The organism is Bacteroidales bacterium (assembly GCA_021157585.1).
Lineage (GTDB): Bacteria > Bacteroidota > Bacteroidia > Bacteroidales > UBA12170 > UBA12170.
The window spans coordinates 1-19,182 of sequence record JAGGWH010000101.1; the positions used below are offsets into that span (position 1 = coordinate 1).

Here is a 19,182-nt window from a genome sequence, read left to right on the forward strand (position 1 = left end):
AAACAGGACCTACCACATCGTACTTTTCGGTTTGCGAACCATTAGAACTTAGGTTTTCGATTTTATGAAAAGCTTGATAAAGTGCTGGTCGAATTAAGTCCGTCATTGCAGCATCAATAATTAGAAAATCTTTTGCTTTCACTTTCTTTACATAAATAACTTTGCTCAATAAGCTACCCATTTGCCCAACAATGGATCTCCCCAATTCAAAATGAAGCTGTTGCTGTGGTCGTAATTCCAGAAAGTCATTAAAAATTTTAAAATAAGTTTTAAAATCAGGAATAAGTTCCTCATCGGGTTGATGGTAATTGATTCCTAATCCCCCGCCAACATTTATATGGTCAACAATAATTTGTCGCGCATAAAACCTCTCCTGAATCTGATTGATACGGTTGCATAGATTTTTGAAAGTATCAAGATCGGTTATTTGAGATCCAATATGGAAATGTAAACCTTTGAGTTGGATGCTTTTCATCATATCCATTTTGTCGAGAATAGATTCGAGTTCCCATAAACTTATTCCAAATTTATTTTCGTCTAAACCCGTAGTGATATATTTATGTGTATTGGCATTTACGTTTGGATTGATACGCAAAGCGATGGGAGCAACTTTTTGTTTATTCTCTGCCAATTCATTTATCACTTCAATCTCGGGAAGCGATTCACAGTTGAAACTAAAAATGTTATTTTCAAGGGCAAAGTTGATTTCTTCATCGGTTTTACCTACTCCAGCAAACGCAATTCCCTCATTTTTAAAGCCGCGATTTAAGGCTTCTTTAACTTCATTTCCACTAACACAATCGGCACCAAATCCTGCTTTAGAAATTGTCTCTAAAATTGTAGGGTTGTTGTTAGCTTTGAGCGCATAATGAATATTATATCCATAAGCATTAGCTTCCTTTTTAACTAAATCAAGTGTTTGTTGCAAAAGGCCTAGATTGTAAATGTAGGCTGGCGTTTTTTTATTTGTAAAATTGAGCTGCATTTTTATGGTTTGGTATAAAGTTTTTGATGTAATGCGTTAAGTGCCTTAGTTTTATCAGACTGGTCTATCAATAAAGAGATACTATGATTGCTTGCCCCATAAGAAATCATTTTAATAGAAATGTCGAGCAGCGAATCGAATACTTGATAGGCATAACCATTTTCCGATGTTGGAATATGACCAACAAGTGCAATAATAACTTGATCAGACTCGACTTCTGTTTGACCAAATTTTTGTAAATCGCTTAAGATGTTTTCCAAATTACTAGTGTCATCAATACTCATCGAAACGGCTACTTCCGAAGTGGTAATCATATCGATAGGCGTTTTGTAAATCTCAAAAACTTCAAAAACTTTTCGTAGAAAACCATAAGCAAAAAGCATGCGGTCTGACTTAATTCTTACAATTGTAATATTGTCTTTAGCTGCTATGGCTTTAATCCCTGTTTTATCATTGGTATTTTGGATAATGGTTCCAGGTCTTTCGGCACGCAAGCTGTTTTTTAAACGAACAGGAATGTCTGCTTGTTTTGCGGGGAGAATACTTGATGGATGCAGTATTTTTGCTCCAAAATAAGCCAATTCAGCCGCTTCATCAAAAGATAGTTCAGCAACAGGTTCTGTGTTCTCAACATAACGAGGATCGTTATTGTGTAAGCCGTCGATATCCGTCCAAATTTGAATCTCATTTGCATGAACGGCCTGTGCAATTAATGAGGCTGTATAATCACTGCCACCACGTTTAAGATTATCAATTTCGCCGTAAGCATTTCTGCAAATATAACCCTGCGTTATAAAGAGTTTAGTGTTGGGAAAACTTTTCAATATGCGGTTTAAGTTTTCCTGAATGTAGTATTCATCGGGGTCAAGGTTTTTATCAATACGCATAAACTCTAAAGCAGGCAATAAAGCCGAAGAAATTGCTTTTTCTTCTAATAGAAGTTGAAAAAGGGCAGTGGATAATAATTCACCCTGAGCCAATAATGCTTTTTCTTGAAGTAGCGTAAATATACGTTCCGTGAATTTTTTCAAATAGCTAAAATGAGCTTCAATTAGTTTTTTTCCTTCTTCCTTTTTTGTTGGAGTTTCAAAAAGATCTTCGGCCAGAAGAAAATATTCACCTTGTAATATTTTGATTTTAGCACAGGCTTCGGTTTTATTCTGTTCGTATAAGCTTTTAGCAATGGCTACCAATTTATTTGTTGTTCCACTTACTGCCGATAATACGACAATGGTAGGTTTTTCTGATTGAATTAGTCCAATCAGATTTTTCATTCGCTTGGCATCGCCAACGGAGGTTCCTCCAAATTTTAGTATAATCATTCGTTAATGTGTTTTACAAAAAAAGCCCAATCGAAATTCGACCGGGCTTTGAATATTTAGTATTTTATATATTAACATAACAAAGTCCGGCAACCTAAAACGGCATACTTCTGTTTGTTATATTTTTTCATTTTTATCATTATCGGCTGCAAATATATTCATTTTTTTAGAAGCCCCAGCCTTGAGCTAAATTTTTTAATTTTGTTCTGAACTAAAACGCAAAGAATATGTTTAAAACCAACGAATATTTTGATGGTCAAGTAATGTCAATTGCATTGAATACTAAAGGTGGTGAAGCTACAATTGGTGTGATGGCTGCTGGAGAATACGAATTTGGAACTTCCACGGTTGAATATATGACGGTGACCAGTGGAAAAATGAATGTGAAACTACCAGGGAAAGAAGAGTGGAAAGTGTATGGCGAGTTTGAAACTTTTATTGTAGATAAAGACGTGAAGTTTAAAGTAAAAGTTGACAACGACACTTCGTACCGCTGTTTATACCGTTAAAAGAAATAATTATAAAATGTATTTCTAAAACACATAAAAAAAGCCCGTCAAAAAAAAATTGACGAGCTCTTTAAATTTTTTCGAATGCTTGTTTATTTCACAGCATCGACAATAGCTTTAAAAGCTTGTGGATTATTCATGGCTAAATCGGCTAAAGCCTTACGGTTAAGCTCGATGCCTTTGGCATGAATTTTTCCCATAAATACCGAATAAGACATACCATACTCACGTACTGCTGCGTTGATACGTACAATCCATAACTGACGAAAGTTAGCTTTTTTCGCTTTACGATCGCGATAAGCATACGTCAATCCTTTTTCAACAGCATTTTTTGCTACTGTCCAAACATTTTTCCGACGACCAAATTGTCCTTTGGCCATCTTCATTACTTTTCTGCGTCTATTTCTAGCCGCAACTACATTTACTGATCTTGGCATTTTTTTAATTTTTTTTTCACTTTAGCGCCTTTCGGGCTTATAAGCTAAAGCAAAGGTTTAAAACTCTGTTACCTACAAGGCTAACAATCTTTTAACATTAGCTTCATCTGCTTTGTCAACCATAGCAACTTGCGTTAAGTTACGCTTTTGCTTTTTAGTTTTCTTTGTCAGAATGTGGCTTTTAAAAGCATGCTTCCTCTTTACTTTACCTGATCCGGTAAGGGTGAACCTTTTCTTAGCACCGGATTTAGTTTTCATTTTTGGCATTCTACAATTTATTAAATGATTAATATTAAATAAAGATATTTCTACCTGTTATTTCTTCTTTTTAGGAGCGATAATCATAATCATACGTTTACCTTCCAATTTTGGTAAGCGCTCAACTTTTCCTATCTCCTCCAAAGCTTGGGCAAATTTCAATAAAATTATTTCTCCTTTGTCTTTGTAAATGATAGAACGTCCTCTAAAGAAAACATCTACCTTCACTTTTGCTCCATCTTCCAGAAACTTAATGGCATGCTTCAACTTAAAATTGAAATCATGATCATCAGTATTTGGACCTAAGCGAATTTCTTTAACCACCACTTTAGCAGTTTTCGCTTTAATCTCTTTTTGCTTTTTCTTTTGCTCGTATAAAAACTTTTTATAGTCGATAATACGACAAACAGGGGGGTTGGCTGTTGGAGAAATTTCTACCAAATCCAATTCCAACTCTTTGGCTTTTTCAACAGCATCTCTGAGACTCAAAATCCCAGGCTCAACGTTTTCGCCAACAACACGCACAACTTGAGCTGTAATATACTCGTTGATTTTATGTAGGGCTTCTGGCCGTTTAAATGGTCGTCTTCCGCGGTATGGTGTTCTTTTTGCTATAGCTTTATCTCCTATTCGTTATGGATTTTATAATCCGATTATTTATAAATATTTTCTGTTTCTTCTTTAATATCTGCAATAAAATCGCTAATACTTTTACTTCCTAAATCACCTTCCTTATGTTTGCGAATTGAAACCGTATTGATTTCCTCTTCTTTTTCGCCTACAATAAGCATATAAGGAATTTTCTTCATTTCAGCATCTCTAATTTTCCGACCGGTTTTTTCACTTCGGTCATCAATTTGGGCGCGAATGTCAGCATTTTCGAGCAAAGTTAAAACTTTTTCAGCATATTTTTGATATTTTTCGCTGATTGGCAGGATAATAACCTGATCAGGAGTCAACCAAAGAGGGAAATTTCCGGCACAATGCTCAATCAAAACAGCTACAAATCTTTCCATCGATCCAAAAGGAGCACGGTGAATCATAACCGGACGATGCTTTTCATTATCGGCTCCAATATATTCCAATTCAAAACGCTCCGGAAGATTATAATCAACCTGAATAGTTCCTAATTGCCATTTTCTACCAATTGCATCTTTAACCATAAAGTCCATCTTTGGACCATAAAAAGCAGCTTCGCCATATTCTATAATGGCAGGAATACCACGCTCTTCTGCAACTTCTTTAATAGCATTCTCTGCTAATGTCCAATTCTCATCGGTTCCAATATATTTTTCTTTATTGTTAGGATCGCGTAGTGAAATCTGAACCGTAACATCATTAAAATCGAGAGCGCTAAAGATAAGCTCGATAATATCCATCACTTTCTTAAACTCATCCTTCACTTGCGAAGGCATACAGAAAATGTGGGCATCGTCTTGTGTAAATCCCCGAACACGTGTTAAACCGTGCAATTCACCACTTTGCTCATAACGATAAACAGTACCAAACTCGGCATAACGGATTGGCAAATCTTTATATGAATGAGGCTTATTTCTATATATCTCGCAATGATGCGGACAATTCATTGGTTTTAGCAAAAACTCTTCACCTTCGGCAGGCGTATGAATAGGTTGAAAACTATCTTCGCCATATTTAGCGTAATGTCCGGAAGTTACATACAATTCTTTTTGTCCGATATGAGGAGTAATAACCGGCTGGTAACCATAACGCTTTTGCACTTTCTTTAAGAAATTTTCCAAACGTTCGCGAAGCATAGCTCCTTTAGGTAACCAAAGTGGCAATCCTTTCCCTACCTTATCGGAAAAAGCAAATAATTCTAATTCTTTTCCAATTTTACGATGATCACGTTTCTTGGCTTCTTCAAGCAACTCAAGATAAGCTGTTAATTCTTTTTTCTTTGGAAAAGTGATACCGTAAATTCGAGTTAGCTGTTTGCGCTTTTCATCGCCACGCCAGTAGGCACCGGCAATATTCAATAATTTTACGGCTTTAATTGGTCCGGTATGCATCATATGAGGACCACGGCATAAGTCGGTAAATGTACCCGATTGATAAAAGGTAATAGAACCGTCTTCCAAATCGTTAATCAATTCCAACTTATACTCATCACCTTTTTTGGTAAAAAAATCAAGGGCTTCTTTTTTGCTTACTTCTCTTCTAATTAACACTTGCTTTTCTTTAGCAAGTTCCAGCATACGTTTTTCGATTTTCTCTAAATCGCTTTCCGAAATGCTGTAATCCATAAAATCTATATCATAATAAAAACCATTTTCAACATCCGGACCTATACCAAATTTTACACCGGGATAAAGCTGCTCAATAGCTTCGGCCATTAGGTGTGCTGAAGAATGCCACATTGCTGCTTTTCCTTCCGTATCGTTCCATGTAAACAGTTGCAAACTTGCATCTTCGTTTATAGCACGACTTGCGTCTACTACTTCTCCGTTTACTTTAGCGGCTAACACATTGCGAGCTAAACCCTCACTAATTTCCATAGCCACATCGTAAGCTGTACTGCCTTTAGGCATTTGCTTAAGCGAACCATCCGGTAATGTGATATTTATCATCATTTTTCTTTCAAATTTTGAGCCTGCAAAGATAGCAAAATAAGTTTTAAACTCTTGTTAGAAACACTATTAATTCAGATATTTAAAAAGAAATAACCAACAATATGGTAATAGCAGAAAAGATTATTCTACTAATCCTCGTCCTGTTTTTTTTATTTTCCCGGAAGCTTTAAGCTCCACTATTAATTTATCGAGGATACCATTGATAAATATTTTACTCTTTGGAGTAGAAAAATATTTTGAGATTTCTATAAACTCATTCATAGTAACTTTTACAGGAATAGAAGGCATTTCCGTTAGTTCCACCAAAGCCATTTTTAGGATTAACAAATCCATTAAAGCAACTCTATCAATTTCCCAATTCACAATTTTGGGTTTAATTATCTCTAAAAATTCATCAGAATGCATAATGGTCTTTTTAAATAATTCTCGAGCGAATATTAAATCCTGACCACCATACTTATCTAACTCATCTTTAAAAAGAGTTGGCAAAGCACGATTTTCATTCCAAGAAACTTTATAAGACGATATCGTCATCAAAACCAATTGAGCAACTAAAAAATAATCATCAGTCCAGTTTAAGTTAAGGTCTTCAAAATAAAACTGTAATGCTTCACTTGGGATTAAAACCTCTTCAAAAATTTTAGTAATAACTAATTTATCAATTTTATATGTAGAATTCTTTTCTGCAAGATATTGTTTATACGTATCTGCTTCGCGAATCTGATTATAAAGTTTGAGTACAAGCTCTTTTTCCTGCTTCCAGTTTATGTGTAAAGCAGCAGATTTTTTTTCTAAATCTTTATTCTCAGCTAATTGAACTAATAATGGATTACGAATAAATTTCTCGATCGGATTTAACTCTTCTTCGGTAGGATAATACTTCTTCTTGGCTTCTATCATTCGCTCTTCTGCAAATGCCCTTATTTCAACCAAAAGAGATAGTTGATAAATAAACAAATCATACACTTTTTCAAAGTGTTTCAATAATTGTTTTTCCCCATTTATCGGATTACCGACATCGCCTTGAAAATAAGCATATAATGCCTGAAGTACTTTTATTCTAATATGGCGTCTGCTTAGCATAAGAATGAACTTTTTAATGTGATGCAAAATTAGTTTTTTTTTTAATTTATATAGCTTTTCATCTATTAAATCTAATAATAATTTTAGCATCCTTTTTAAATAGGAATACAAAAAGAATTCATTACATTTGCTACGCATTAAACATATTGAAAATGGACGATTCACTTCCAAAAGAAAGGCAAGAAGATATTTATTCACAAGCAATCAGGGCTGGCAAGCGTACCTATTTCCTTGATGTAAAATCAACCAAATCAGAAGAATTGTATTTAACAATTACCGAAAGCAAACGTAGATTTGATACTGAACTTGGGAAATTCAGATACGAAAAGCATAAGATTTTTCTGTTTAAAGAAGATTTTGAAAAATTCACTGATGGCTTAAAAGATGTTATTAGGTTTATTGAAAACGGACAGTCTCACAACACCCCTAATACTTCTGATTCTGAAAAAGATACATTAGACGAAAACCTAAAAAAACATTCCGAGATTTCTTTTGAAGATTTAGATTAGCATTCACAAAAAACCGATTCCTACACCAAAATAATATTTGGAAATAGATTATTCTACATTTCCTATAATATTTTTATATTGAATTGTTAATAAAATTTAGATTCAAAAAAGGATTAAATTGTACTTTTGTACAAACACAAATATTTATGGGGAAAGTTATTTCTATAGCAAATCAAAAAGGCGGTGTCGGAAAAACAACGACAGCCATTAACTTGGCAGCCGGACTTGCTGTACTCGAACACAAAACTCTTATTATAGATGCAGATCCACAAGCCAACTCTACTTCAGGAATAGGTTTCGATCCAAAAAACATTACTACAAGTATTTACGAATGTATTATGGATGGCGTTAATCCAAGAGATGTTATTCTGGAAACTCAGACTCCATATTTATATGTTTTACCTGCTCATATCGACTTAGTCGGTGCCGAAATAGAGCTAATTAATCAACCACAACGTGAGCATATCCTAAAAAAAAGCATTGAAAAAATAAAAGATGATTATGATTTCATCATTGTCGACTGCTCTCCTTCTTTGGGATTAATTACTATTAATGCGCTCACAGCATCCGATTCTGTGATTGTTCCTGTTCAATGTGAATATTTTGCACTCGAAGGATTAGGAAAATTACTCAATACCATTAAAATTGTTCAATCACGATTAAACCCACAATTAGATATTGAAGGTATTTTGCTAACGATGTACGATTCGCGTTTACGCCTGTCGAAACAAGTAGTAAAAGAAGTTAAAACGCATTTTCAGAAAATGGTTTTCAAAACCATTATCAATAGAAATACCAAACTCGGCGAAGCTCCAAGTTTTGGCGAAACGGCAATAATGCATGATGCATCCAGCACCGGAGCCATTAACTATTTAAACTTAGCACGCGAAATTTTACAAAAAAACAATATGACCAGCCTAACGGCAAAAAATAAAAAAGAATAAAGTATGAGCAAGAAGCAAGCTATGGGAAGAGGCCTCGATGCTATTTTAGGCAGCCCCGAAACTGACATTACTTCAAAAGATATCTCCGGAAATTATATTGTTGGAGCCGTTGCAGAACTTGCTATACATAAAATTGAAGCCAATCCTTTTCAGCCCCGAAGCGAATTTGAAGATCAGTCTCTAATGGAGCTATCAGACAGCATTCAAAAGCAAGGAATTATTCAGCCTATTACCGTTAGAAAAATGGGCTCGGAGAAATATCAGCTTATTTCAGGCGAACGTCGTTTACGCGCAGCAAAAATGGCGGGATTGAAAAATATTCCTGCCTTTATACGTATTGCTAACGATGAGCAAATGCTCGAAATGGCTTTAGTTGAAAACATCCAAAGAGAAAATCTAAACGCCATAGAAATAGCTGTCAGCTATACCCGATTGATAGAAGAATGCAAAATTACTCAAGAAGAATTGAGCGAAAGGGTAGGTAAAAAACGTTCTACCATTACTAATTACATTCGATTATTAAAACTTCCTGCCGAAATACAAATTGCTCTTTCGCAAAATCAGATTAGTATGGGGCATGCCAGAGCCCTTATTAATGTCGAAAGCTTAATAACTCAACTTAAGATTTTAGAGCAAATTATTTCGCGTGATTTATCTGTTAGAGAAACAGAGAATTTAGTGAAAGAGATTATCAATCCTATTGATAAAATAGAAAGAAAAAAAGGAAACTATCTCCCTGCAAGCTATATCAGTTATCGTTCTCAATTAAATAATTTGCTTTCGGCAAGAGTTGATTTAAAACGTAATGCTAAAGGTGGTGGCAAAATTAGTATTCCATATTCCGGCGAAGCCGATCTAATGCGTATTATTGCACTTTTGGAAAAGTAATTCATTACTCCATATGAAGAATAAGTATTTAAATAGCGCATCTCCGTTAAAGCATTTACGCTTTTGGTTGATTTTTGCACTTTCTTTATGCCTGTTTTCTTCATCGTATGGTCAAACCAAAAACCAAGAAGGAAGCACTATTGCTCCAAAACATAAATATTTTACCGATCACAACCCAACTAAAGCCATGTGGATGTCGGCAGCACTTCCGGGTCTCGGACAATATTACAATCATAAATATTGGAAAATCCCCATTGTTTATGCGGGTTTTTCCACTTTAGCATATTTTTCTATCATAAACAAACAAGAATATGTAAAATATCGCGATGCATATAGTACAAAACAATTACTGGAAGTGGGAGAATTAACAAATGACCCACTAATTGATAATTATACCGCCGATCAGCTTTTAAGATACCGTGAATATTATCAAGGAAATCTTGAATTAAATTATATATTGTTTGGAGCTTTTTATTTACTTCAGATGATAGACGCTACCATTGATGCACATTTCTATCAATACGATATTAGTGATAATCTAAGTCTGGAATTCAATCCCATTATTTACCAAAATAACAATCAAATTCAGGCAACACCGGGCTTCCAGCTCCGCTGGACATTTGGGAATCCTTGATTTAAAAAATAAGTCTATGAATAACACTTCAAAAAAGTCTCTAAACATAGCTTTACTTGGTTATGGTAAAATGGGAAAAGAAATTGAACAGCTTGCGTTGGACGCCGGACATAAAATTACTGTTATAATAGATAACGAAAATGATTGGGAACAAAAAGAATCTGATTTAAACAAAGTTGATGTTGCTATTGATTTTAGTATGCCTAAAACAGCAACTTCCAATATTTACAAATGCTTTAATGCTAATATTCCTATTGTAGTTGGAACTACCGGATGGTATGAAGACTTTGATACTATTTCAAATCGCTGCAAAGCAGAAAATCAAAGTTTGTTTTATGCCACTAATTTTAGTTTAGGAGTAAATATTTTCTCTGCAATTAATAAAAAACTTGCCGAGATTATGAATCGTTTTCCCGATTATGATATTAGCATTTCCGAAACTCACCACACCCAAAAACTTGACGCTCCAAGTGGCACTGCCATTAGTTTAGCTGAAAGTATTTTAAGTCAAATAGATCGTAAAACAGATTGGGAATTAGAAAAAGAGGACAAGAAACTATCAGCAAATATTCTTTCCATAAAAGCAAACCGTATTGAAAACATTCCGGGAACACACAAAATCACCTATCAATCTTCTGTTGATAAAATAAAAATCAGTCACGAAGCCAAAAGCCGAAAAGGTTTCGCAAAAGGAGCTTTGTTAGCAGCCGAGTGGGTATTTGATAAAAAGGGTGTTTTTAATATGAACGATATGCTATCTCTTTAAAAAACAGAAATTATGCTTAACAAAATTTAATACTATTAATTTGCTATATACAAGCAAATACAAGACTTTTGCACAAAACATAAAGCAAGCATATGTCACTTTTATTTTTTATTTTAATCATCCCAGCACTATTTACAATTCCGGCTTTATTTTCTTATAAACTTATTGAAAAAGCAGGTGTTCCGGGATGGAAAATATTAATCCCATATTACAATTTAGTAATTTTAGTTCAGATAACAGGTCGCTCTTATTGGTGGTATTTATGGCTGATAATACCTTTCATTAATGTATTTACTTTTGTCCTTTTACTTATTGAACTTATTAAAGGATACAACAAGTACGGCATGATAGACCAAGTACTTGTTGCTTTATTTCCTTTTATTTATTTACCCTGGTTGAGTTTTCAACAGCAAGAATGGATAAAGTTAGCTGATCGTCCTAAAATAAAAAAATCAGCTGTACGTGAGTGGACAGATGCAATTGTTTTTGCCGTTATTGCAGCTTCTATAATTCGAATGTTTTTGGTAGAAGCATATACTATTCCTACCAGCTCTATGGAGAAATCTCTTTTAGTTGGTGATTTCCTTTTTGTAAGCAAGATGGCTTACGGACCAAAAAGGCCACAAACGCCTATCGCCTTTCCTTTTGTTCATCACACTTTACCATTTACCGCTTTCACAAAATCCTATCTTGAATGGATTCATTTAGATTATATGCGTTTTCCGGGTTTTGAAAAAGTAAAAAACAACGATGTTGTAGTCTTTAATTACCCTAGCGGAGATACTGTTGTTTTAGAACGCCAAAACGAAGATTATTACCAGATTGTTCGCACAATGGAGCTGGATCAGAAAAACAAAAAAGGCGATTCATACAGGAAAGGTATGGGTAGAAAAATTGTTTGGGATCGCTATCATGTTACTGCTAGACCTGTTGATAAACGCGAAAACTACATCAAACGCTGTATTGCCATTCCCGGAGATACCATAAAAATTATCGATCGTCAGGTTTATATAAATGGGAAAATGGCAGATAATCCGGAAAACATGCAATTTATGTATGATGTTTTCACAAATGGAACCGGTCTAAACCCAAAAGCTCTTGACAAATTAGAAATAAATGAAGGTGGTCAGATTAGTAATAGTCATTATATTTTACCACTTAGTGATGATAAAAAAGCAAAACTTGAAAAATTTGCCAATATAAAAGCTATTAAAGTTAGAAATAGAGAAAAAGGACAAACCTACTTCCCTATTTTCCCTCACGACACCAAGCATTTCCGTTGGAACGAAGATAACTTCGGACCTTTAGTAATCCCTAAAAAAGGAAGTACTGTTAATATATCTATTGAGAATATTGCACTTTACAAAAAAATTATTGGCAAATACGAAAATAATAAGTTAGAGATTAAAGACAATACCATTTTAATTAATGGGAATCCTGCTACTACTTACACTTTTAAACTCGACTATTATTGGATGATGGGTGATAACCGTCATAATTCTGCCGATTCGCGTTATTGGGGATTTGTTCCCGAAGATCATATAGTAGGAAAAGCATCTTATGTTTGGCTTTCTTTAGAAAAGAACAAATCTCTTTTCGATGGAAAAATTAGATGGAATAAGCTTTTCCGCGTTATTAAATAAAAAAAACTAAACAAAAATATATTATGACAACTGGAGAAATTAAAACTAAATACGGAGTAATGAAAGTCGAGTTTTACGACAATGACGCTCCAAAAACTGTTGAGAATTTTGTAAAACTATCTAAAGATGGTTTTTACGATGGTTTAACTTTTCACCGTGTAATTCCCGATTTTGTAGTTCAGGGAGGTTGCCCTAAAGGCGATGGTACCGGCGGTCCCGGATACAGCATTGACTGTGAGCTGGATGGCGGAAATCAATACCACGACAGAGGGGTTCTTTCTATGGCTCATGCAGGAAGAAATACCGGAGGATCTCAATTTTTTATCTGCCACAGCAGAGAAAACGTTGCTCATCTCGACCGCAATCATACTTGCTTCGGGAAAGTTGTTGAAAACGTTGACATAGTTGACCAAATTAAAGCTGGCGATAAGATTGAGAAAATAACTATCACAGAAGATTAATCAGAATAAAAATGCTAATCAAAACCTAGACAAAAGTCTGGGTTTTTTTATTGGTTTTTCAAACATTTCAGCGTTGATAAGCTTTCTGTTTCATCTGTAATTTTCCTTCTATTTTTAATACTTTTGTACTAAAATCCAGTAATAAATTCTATTTCAAACATATTGATGGCCAAGAAAACAAATACTTTAAAAACCGACAAACCCAAAAAGACAAAGGATACAAAAGTTCGTCGAAAATTAAAATTTACTTTTCTAAAAAATGAAAAGTTTAAGTTAACATTCGGAGCATTTTTAATACTGTTCTCCTTTTACTTACTTTTTTCTTTTGTTTCCTATTTCTTCTACTGGACTGTCGATTTTGATAAAATCTACGCTTTTGAATTGAGTGATTTAAGCGGAAAAGTTCCTGTACAAAACTGGGGTGGTTTTATCGGAGCTTGGCTCAGCCATTTGTTTATTTATAAATTATTTGGCATCTCCTCAATACTCATTGCCTACCTTTCATTTATTTCCGGCTTACGGTTAAGTTTAAACCTAAACATCCTACCCTTAGGCAAAAGCTTTAAAATTTCCTTTTTAATTACGCTTTGGCTATCCCCTCTTTTCGGAACACTATTTAACGGTACTTCTTGGGCTATTTTAGGCGGAATTTTTGGATATCAACTTAGCCAATGGCTACAAAATATTATTGGATTTACAGGCTTAATCATTTTGCTTGCCTTCAGCTTATTCGCCTTTTTAACACTTCAATTCAATTTTATAACACACTTTTTAAAGCATCATAGCCACAAAAATAAAGCATCAGAAAGCGATAAAGATACGGAAGAGCAAGACGAAAAAATTAATGATTCAGAAAAAAATAATAATACTGATAGTGCTAACAATATAGAAGGTGATGGTGCATTTGAGTTAATAATCAAAGACAAAAATATAGAGAAGAAACCCATTGAAGAAATTGAAATTGAGATTCCTGAGGAAAATACAGAAACTATAGAAATCAGAAATGATAGCGAAAATGCTGAAGACACTCTTGGTTTGAGCGTTGAAGTGCATGAAGAAAAGAAGGCCACATCCATATCACACAGCGTTGACACACCTTACGATCCAACCGAAGATTTAGCCGATTATAAATTCCCCGGTTTAGATTTACTTAATGATTATGGTAGCGATAAAATAAGTATTTATAAGGAAGAACTTGAAAAAAACAAAGACCGGATTGTTGAAACGTTGAACAATTACAGCATTAAAATTCAGAAAATAAAAGCTACGGTTGGACCAACAGTTACACTCTACGAAATTATTCCCGCTCCCGGTATTCGTATTTCTAAAATCAAAAACTTGGAAGATGATATTGCTTTAAGCCTTTCTGCTTTAGGTATTAGAATAATCGCACCTATTCCGGGAAAAGGTAGTATTGGAATTGAAGTTCCAAATTCTCGTCCGGATATTGTTCCTATGAAAAGCATTTTCCTTTCAGAAGCTTTCCAAAACAATAAATACGAATTACCTGTTGGATTAGGGAAAACAATTAGTAATGAAAGTTATGTTTTCGATTTAGCTAAAATGCCACACCTTCTTCTTGCAGGCGCAACCGGACAAGGTAAGTCAGTAGGATTAAATGCTGTTATTGCATCTTTACTTTATAAAAAGCATCCTGCTGAGCTAAAAATGATAATGGTTGACCCTAAAAAAGTAGAATTAAGTTTGTTCGCAAAAATTGAACGCCACTATTTAGCTAAACTACCCGATTCTGAAGAAGCCATTATTACCGATACCAGTCAGGTTGTAAAAACATTAAAGTCGTTAACAGTTCTGATGGATCAACGCTACGATTTATTAAAAGATGCACAAGTAAGAAACATTAAAGAGTACAATGCTAAATTTAATGCACGCCGTTTAAATCCGGAAAACGGACATCATTTTCTACCTTATATTGTTTTAGTTGTTGATGAATTTGCCGATTTAATGATGACAGCGGGAAAAGAAGTAGAAGGTCCTATTACACGTCTGGCTCAATTAGCACGTGCTATTGGAATACACCTTATTATTGCTACTCAGCGTCCATCGGTAAATATTATTACAGGAACTATTAAAGCTAATTTCCCTGCCAGAATTGCATTTAGAGTAACATCAAAAATAGATTCGCGTACAATCTTAGATGCCGGTGGTGCCGATCAATTGATTGGTCGCGGCGATATGCTAATGTCATCAGGATCGGAAATCGTTCGTTTACAATGCGCCTTTATTGATACTCCGGAGATTGATAAAATTACAGATTTCATCGGATCGCAACGAGCCTATCCATCTGCTTTCATCCTTCCGGAATGTGAAGATGAAGATAACGGATCGTCAACTAATGTTTATGCAGAAGAACGTGATGAACTCTTTGAAGATGCTGCTCGTGTAATTGTTTTGGCACAACAAGGATCAACATCGCTTATTCAGCGAAAGCTAAAATTAGGATATAACCGTGCAGGCCGAATTATAGATCAACTGGAAGCTTGTGGAATCGTAGGTCAGTTTGAAGGAAGCAAGGCCAGAGAAGTAAAAGTTGGAAGCGAAATGGCTTTGGAACAGTTTTTGAAAGATATGTATGCAAAAGAACAAGAAGATGAATAAAAATATGAAATTATACAAACAACTTTTAATCTTGCTAATTATTTCAATGGTTAGTGGGACACAAGCCCAAAACAGCAGTCAAAAAATATTGGATGAACTTGCAAACAAAACAAATGCTGCTAAAAATATTCAAGTAGATTTTAGTTACGAAATGGAAAATGTTGATGCCGACATTCATGAAGTAACAGAAGGCTCGCTAATAGTTTCGGGTGATAAATATTTATTAAAAATTGCCGGACAAGAAATTATTTGTGATGGCAAAACCATTTGGACTTATATAGCCGACGCGGAAGAAGTTCAGATAAATGAAGTGGATGAAGAAGAATCTTTCAGTCCAACAAAATTACTTTCATCATATGCCGATGATTATGATGCAAGTCTGGAAAAAGAATATTCCGAGAACGGACGCAACTATTATTTAATGAAGCTCAAGCCTAAAGATAAAGACAGTGGCTTTGATTACGTTCATCTGAAAATAGAAAAAGACAAAATGCAACTATCAGCCTTTATTCTTTACGATTTTGACAATAATGTATTCTCCTATATTATTAAGGAATACCTTACAGATATTGCGTTAAATGAAGAGTCTTTCACTTTTGATGAAACAAAATACCCCGATGTGGATGTAATTGACATGCGCTAAAAGAAACTTAGAAAAAACAGAAAAGCTTCCGTCGATTGACGGAAGCTTTTTTTATGCTATAATCTAAAAAAATTAAATTCTTATTTCTCTATCTGTTTTGCCAAAGCTGCTTTTACAAAGTTCACAAAAACAGGATGTGGGTTTGCCACCGTACTTTTATATTCCGGATGAAACTGAACACCCATAAACCAAGGATGATCTTCTATTTCAACTATTTCAACTAAATTTTCTTTCGGATTAATGCCTGTCGCTTTCATTCCAGCCTTTTCAAACTGAGACAAATACTTATCGTTAAACTCAAAACGATGACGATGACGCTCACTAATATCTGTGATACCATATGTATCTGAAGCAATAGTTTTCGGTTTTATTCTACAAGGATAAGCTCCTAAACGCATAGTTCCACCTAAGCCCGATATTTTCTTTTGATCTTCCATAATATCGATTACAGGGAAATCAGTTTTAGCGTTAAACTCTGTTGAATGTGCATTTTCATATCCAAGCACATTACGAGCATATTCTATCACTGCACATTGCATTCCCAAACAAATTCCAAGGAAAGGAATATTATTTTCTCGTGCAAAACGTACAGAACTAATTTTTCCTTCTATACCCCGCTCACCAAAACCGGGAGCAACCAAAACTCCACTTACTCCTTCTAGTAATTTTTCTGCGCCTTCCTTCTCTATCAGTTCCGAGTGAACCAACCGAATATTTACTTTTGCTTCGTTAACAGCACCGGCATGAACAAACGATTCTATTATCGATTTATAGGCATCTTTCAGTTCAACATATTTCCCAACCAAAGCAATTTCAACTTCAACCTTAGGATTCTTTAACTTTTCTAAAAATATTTCCCAGTCCGAAATATCTAAGTCGTTCTCTACGGGAACATTAACTAATTTTAAAACCTCAGTATCTAATTTTTCCTGTCGCATTAAAATAGGAACATCGTAAATACTGTCAGCATCAATAGATTCAATTACACTACTTGGAGCCACATTACAAAAACGAGCTATCTTGTCACGCAAGTTACCGTTTAAAGGATGTTCTGTTCTAGCTACAATAATATCAGGTTGAACTCCTTGCTCAAGCAACATTTTAACAGAATGCTGCGTTGGCTTAGTTTTTAACTCTCCTGCAGCAGCCAAATACGGAACCAAAGTAAGATGTACAACTAAAACATCATTTCCCATCTCCCATTTCATTTGTCTGACAGCCTCAATATAGGGCAGAGACTCAATATCACCAACTGTACCACCAATTTCCGTAATCACAAAATCATATTGATTTTTCTTGGCTAAAAGTTTAACACTCTCTTTAATTTCATCTGTAATGTGAGGAATAACCTGAACAGTTGAACCCAAATACTCTCCTTTACGCTCTTTATCAATCACCGATTGATAAATACGACCCGTAGTAATATTATTTGCCTGCGATGTAGGCTCATTTGAAAAACGCTCATAATGACCCAAATCCAAATCCGTTTCCGCACCATCTTCAGTAACATAGCATTCTCCATGCTCATATGGATTTAATGTCCCAGGGTCGATATTGATATAAGGATCAAATTTTTGAATAGTGACTTTAAATCCTCTCGATTGTAATAACTTAGCTAATGATGCTGAAATAATCCCCTTTCCTAAAGAAGATGTAACACCTCCCGTAACGAAGATAAATTTTGTTTGGCTCATGACTACTTATTTGTTGCAAATAAGTCAGCAAAATTAACACTTTTTACTTGAAAAATCCTTTTTACATTACAATTAATAAATTTTAATTAGTTCAAATACGTACATCAACCCTAACTTAATTAAAAAAGATATATCTATTATTAGACATGGAAAATTAAAAAGGAATCTGTACTTTTGTTGGCAATATTTACAACGAAAAATACAAGAAAATGGCCAACCTATCCACCACCTATATGGGTTTAAAAGTAAATAGCCCTCTTATAATCGGAAGTTCAGGACTAACTAATTCAATTGAAAATATTGAGAAATTTGCAAAACTGGGCGCTGGAGCAATTATTTTAAAATCGCTTTTTGAAGAACAGATTATGCACGAAGCTAGCTTTGTATTAAAGCAAGACTTATCGTCAAATTATTATCCCGAAGCAGAAGATTATATTCTAAATTACACTAAACAAAACAGCATTCAACTGTATTTAGAACTAATTAAAGAAGCTAAAAAGAAAGTAGATATTCCAATAATTGCAAGTATTAATTGTACTTCGGCTAGTGAATGGACTACATTTGCTAAATCTATTGAAGCTGCCGGTGCCGATGGTTTGGAATTGAATATATTTGTAATGCCTTCCGATTTAAATCGAAATAGTGAAGAAAACGAAAAAATTTATTTTGATATTGTAAATAAGGTTAAGCAAGAGACTAGCTTGCCTATTTCCGTTAAATTATCTTATCATTTCTCCAGCTTAGCAAGCATGCTTGAGAAATTAAGTTGGACAGGAATAAAATCTCTCACCTTATTTAACCGCTTCTTCTCACCCGACATTGACATAGAGAAAATGGATGTAAAACCTTCTTTTGTATTTAGCAAAGCCGAGGATATTGGAATTTCTTTACGATGGGTAGCCATGCTTTCTAACCGTTTACGTTGTGAACTTTCAGCGTCAACAGGTGTTCATAATGGAGAGGCTGTAATAAAACAATTATTAGCAGGAGCTCAAACCGTTCAAATTGCATCTGTACTTTATAAATCCGGGATTGATAGTGTTTCAGAAATACTAAACGATATAAATATCTGGATGGATAAAAAAGGCTTTGCTGATATTGAAGCTTTTAGAGGCAAATTAAGTATTGATAAAGCAACTAACCCTGGTGCTTATGAGCGCGTGCAGTTTATGAAACACTTTGCCGGAATAGAATAA

19 protein-coding genes are annotated in these 19,182 nt (G+C 34.6%); 11 read left to right on the plus strand and 8 right to left on the minus strand.

Going from position 1 to position 19,182, the window contains the following annotated elements:
* Together lysA and J7K39_06815 are read right to left on the minus strand one after the other, a co-directional pair.
* On the minus strand, nucleotides 1-985 hold a 985-nt coding region (lysA, locus tag J7K39_06810), incomplete at its 3' end, for a diaminopimelate decarboxylase (GenBank protein MCD6179598.1).
* Nucleotides 986-987: 2 nt separating this feature from the next.
* Nucleotides 988-2,307, minus strand: coding sequence for an aspartate kinase (locus J7K39_06815; protein ID MCD6179599.1), 1,320 nt, complete (start codon nucleotides 2,305-2,307; stop codon nucleotides 988-990).
* 227 nt (nucleotides 2,308-2,534) lie between these two features.
* On the opposite strand from J7K39_06815, the gene J7K39_06820 reads away from it, so the two are divergent.
* A complete protein-coding gene (locus tag J7K39_06820; GenBank protein ID MCD6179600.1) occupies nucleotides 2,535-2,816 on the plus strand; it encodes a pyrimidine/purine nucleoside phosphorylase in 282 nt (93 codons plus the stop codon).
* Between the two features lie 92 nt (nucleotides 2,817-2,908).
* Here the strand turns inward: J7K39_06820 and rplT are convergent, their stop codons facing one another.
* From rplT to nusB, 5 genes are all read right to left on the minus strand, one after another.
* Nucleotides 2,909-3,253 (minus strand): 50S ribosomal protein L20, encoded by a 345-nt coding sequence (gene rplT / locus J7K39_06825; GenBank protein ID MCD6179601.1) that lies wholly within the window; start codon nucleotides 3,251-3,253, stop codon nucleotides 2,909-2,911.
* A gap of 72 nt (nucleotides 3,254-3,325) precedes the next feature.
* Nucleotides 3,326-3,520: a 50S ribosomal protein L35 gene (gene rpmI, locus J7K39_06830; protein MCD6179602.1), complete on the minus strand. Its 195-nt coding sequence runs from the start codon at nucleotides 3,518-3,520 to the stop codon at nucleotides 3,326-3,328.
* Between the two features lie 48 nt (nucleotides 3,521-3,568).
* Nucleotides 3,569-4,126: a translation initiation factor IF-3 gene (infC, locus tag J7K39_06835; GenBank protein ID MCD6179603.1), complete on the minus strand. Its 558-nt coding sequence runs from the start codon at nucleotides 4,124-4,126 to the stop codon at nucleotides 3,569-3,571.
* Between the two features lie 38 nt (nucleotides 4,127-4,164).
* Nucleotides 4,165-6,099: a threonine--tRNA ligase gene (thrS, locus tag J7K39_06840; protein ID MCD6179604.1), complete on the minus strand. Its 1,935-nt coding sequence runs from the start codon at nucleotides 6,097-6,099 to the stop codon at nucleotides 4,165-4,167.
* 123 nt (nucleotides 6,100-6,222) lie between these two features.
* The gene (gene nusB, locus J7K39_06845) at nucleotides 6,223-7,185 is read right to left on the minus strand and encodes a transcription antitermination factor NusB (GenBank protein MCD6179605.1); all 963 of its coding nucleotides are present in this window, start codon (nucleotides 7,183-7,185) and stop codon (nucleotides 6,223-6,225) included.
* A 152-nt stretch (nucleotides 7,186-7,337) separates the two neighbouring features.
* Between nusB and J7K39_06850 the strand changes: the two genes are divergently transcribed.
* The 9 genes from J7K39_06850 to J7K39_06890 all read left to right on the plus strand — a co-directional run bounded on the left by J7K39_06850 (nucleotide 7,338) and on the right by J7K39_06890 (nucleotide 16,292).
* A complete protein-coding gene (locus J7K39_06850) occupies nucleotides 7,338-7,694 on the plus strand; it encodes a DUF3276 family protein (protein MCD6179606.1) in 357 nt (118 codons plus the stop codon).
* A 146-nt stretch (nucleotides 7,695-7,840) separates the two neighbouring features.
* Nucleotides 7,841-8,638, plus strand: a complete 798-nt coding sequence (locus J7K39_06855; protein MCD6179607.1) for a ParA family protein — start codon at nucleotides 7,841-7,843, stop codon at nucleotides 8,636-8,638.
* 3 nt (nucleotides 8,639-8,641) lie between these two features.
* A complete protein-coding gene (locus J7K39_06860) occupies nucleotides 8,642-9,526 on the plus strand; it encodes a ParB/RepB/Spo0J family partition protein (protein MCD6179608.1) in 885 nt (294 codons plus the stop codon).
* Nucleotides 9,527-9,539: 13 nt separating this feature from the next.
* Nucleotides 9,540-10,160: a hypothetical protein gene (locus J7K39_06865; protein MCD6179609.1), complete on the plus strand. Its 621-nt coding sequence runs from the start codon at nucleotides 9,540-9,542 to the stop codon at nucleotides 10,158-10,160.
* 16 nt (nucleotides 10,161-10,176) lie between these two features.
* On the plus strand, nucleotides 10,177-10,926 hold the full coding sequence (gene dapB, locus J7K39_06870) for a 4-hydroxy-tetrahydrodipicolinate reductase (GenBank protein ID MCD6179610.1): 750 nt from the start codon (nucleotides 10,177-10,179) through the stop codon (nucleotides 10,924-10,926).
* Nucleotides 10,927-11,018: 92 nt separating this feature from the next.
* The gene (gene lepB, locus J7K39_06875) at nucleotides 11,019-12,569 is read left to right on the plus strand and encodes a signal peptidase I (protein ID MCD6179611.1); all 1,551 of its coding nucleotides are present in this window, start codon (nucleotides 11,019-11,021) and stop codon (nucleotides 12,567-12,569) included.
* A 23-nt stretch (nucleotides 12,570-12,592) separates the two neighbouring features.
* A complete protein-coding gene (locus tag J7K39_06880; GenBank protein ID MCD6179612.1) occupies nucleotides 12,593-13,030 on the plus strand; it encodes a peptidylprolyl isomerase in 438 nt (145 codons plus the stop codon).
* A gap of 165 nt (nucleotides 13,031-13,195) precedes the next feature.
* Complete coding sequence (locus J7K39_06885; GenBank protein MCD6179613.1) at nucleotides 13,196-15,649, plus strand: DNA translocase FtsK; 2,454 nt, start codon at nucleotides 13,196-13,198, stop codon at nucleotides 15,647-15,649.
* Between the two features lie 4 nt (nucleotides 15,650-15,653).
* Complete coding sequence (locus J7K39_06890; protein ID MCD6179614.1) at nucleotides 15,654-16,292, plus strand: outer membrane lipoprotein carrier protein LolA; 639 nt, start codon at nucleotides 15,654-15,656, stop codon at nucleotides 16,290-16,292.
* An 80-nt stretch (nucleotides 16,293-16,372) separates the two neighbouring features.
* On the opposite strand, the gene J7K39_06895 is transcribed toward J7K39_06890, so the two are convergent.
* The gene (locus tag J7K39_06895; protein ID MCD6179615.1) at nucleotides 16,373-17,986 is read right to left on the minus strand and encodes a CTP synthase; all 1,614 of its coding nucleotides are present in this window, start codon (nucleotides 17,984-17,986) and stop codon (nucleotides 16,373-16,375) included.
* A 209-nt stretch (nucleotides 17,987-18,195) separates the two neighbouring features.
* On the opposite strand from J7K39_06895, the gene J7K39_06900 reads away from it, so the two are divergent.
* A complete protein-coding gene (locus J7K39_06900) occupies nucleotides 18,196-19,182 on the plus strand; it encodes a dihydroorotate dehydrogenase-like protein (GenBank protein ID MCD6179616.1) in 987 nt (328 codons plus the stop codon).

Bases quoted from the DNA above. Each gene is read 5' to 3' on its own strand.
- J7K39_06815 (MCD6179599.1), bottom strand. From the start codon at position 2,307: ATGATTATACTAAAATTTGGAGGAACCTCCGTTGGCGATGCCAAGCGA.
- J7K39_06820 (MCD6179600.1), top strand. From the start codon at position 2,535: ATGTTTAAAACCAACGAATATTTTGATGGTCAAGTAATGTCAATTGCA.
- rplT (MCD6179601.1), bottom strand. From the start codon at position 3,253: ATGCCAAGATCAGTAAATGTAGTTGCGGCTAGAAATAGACGCAGAAAA.
- rpmI (MCD6179602.1), bottom strand. From the start codon at position 3,520: ATGCCAAAAATGAAAACTAAATCCGGTGCTAAGAAAAGGTTCACCCTT.
- thrS (MCD6179604.1), bottom strand. From the start codon at position 6,099: ATGATAAATATCACATTACCGGATGGTTCGCTTAAGCAAATGCCTAAA.
- nusB (MCD6179605.1), bottom strand. From the start codon at position 7,185: ATGCTAAGCAGACGCCATATTAGAATAAAAGTACTTCAGGCATTATAT.
- J7K39_06850 (MCD6179606.1), top strand. From the start codon at position 7,338: ATGGACGATTCACTTCCAAAAGAAAGGCAAGAAGATATTTATTCACAA.
- J7K39_06855 (MCD6179607.1), top strand. From the start codon at position 7,841: ATGGGGAAAGTTATTTCTATAGCAAATCAAAAAGGCGGTGTCGGAAAA.
- J7K39_06860 (MCD6179608.1), top strand. From the start codon at position 8,642: ATGAGCAAGAAGCAAGCTATGGGAAGAGGCCTCGATGCTATTTTAGGC.
- J7K39_06865 (MCD6179609.1), top strand. From the start codon at position 9,540: ATGAAGAATAAGTATTTAAATAGCGCATCTCCGTTAAAGCATTTACGC.
- dapB (MCD6179610.1), top strand. From the start codon at position 10,177: ATGAATAACACTTCAAAAAAGTCTCTAAACATAGCTTTACTTGGTTAT.
- lepB (MCD6179611.1), top strand. From the start codon at position 11,019: ATGTCACTTTTATTTTTTATTTTAATCATCCCAGCACTATTTACAATT.
- J7K39_06880 (MCD6179612.1), top strand. From the start codon at position 12,593: ATGACAACTGGAGAAATTAAAACTAAATACGGAGTAATGAAAGTCGAG.
- J7K39_06885 (MCD6179613.1), top strand. From the start codon at position 13,196: ATGGCCAAGAAAACAAATACTTTAAAAACCGACAAACCCAAAAAGACA.
- J7K39_06890 (MCD6179614.1), top strand. From the start codon at position 15,654: ATGAAATTATACAAACAACTTTTAATCTTGCTAATTATTTCAATGGTT.
- J7K39_06895 (MCD6179615.1), bottom strand. From the start codon at position 17,986: ATGAGCCAAACAAAATTTATCTTCGTTACGGGAGGTGTTACATCTTCT.
- J7K39_06900 (MCD6179616.1), top strand. From the start codon at position 18,196: ATGGCCAACCTATCCACCACCTATATGGGTTTAAAAGTAAATAGCCCT.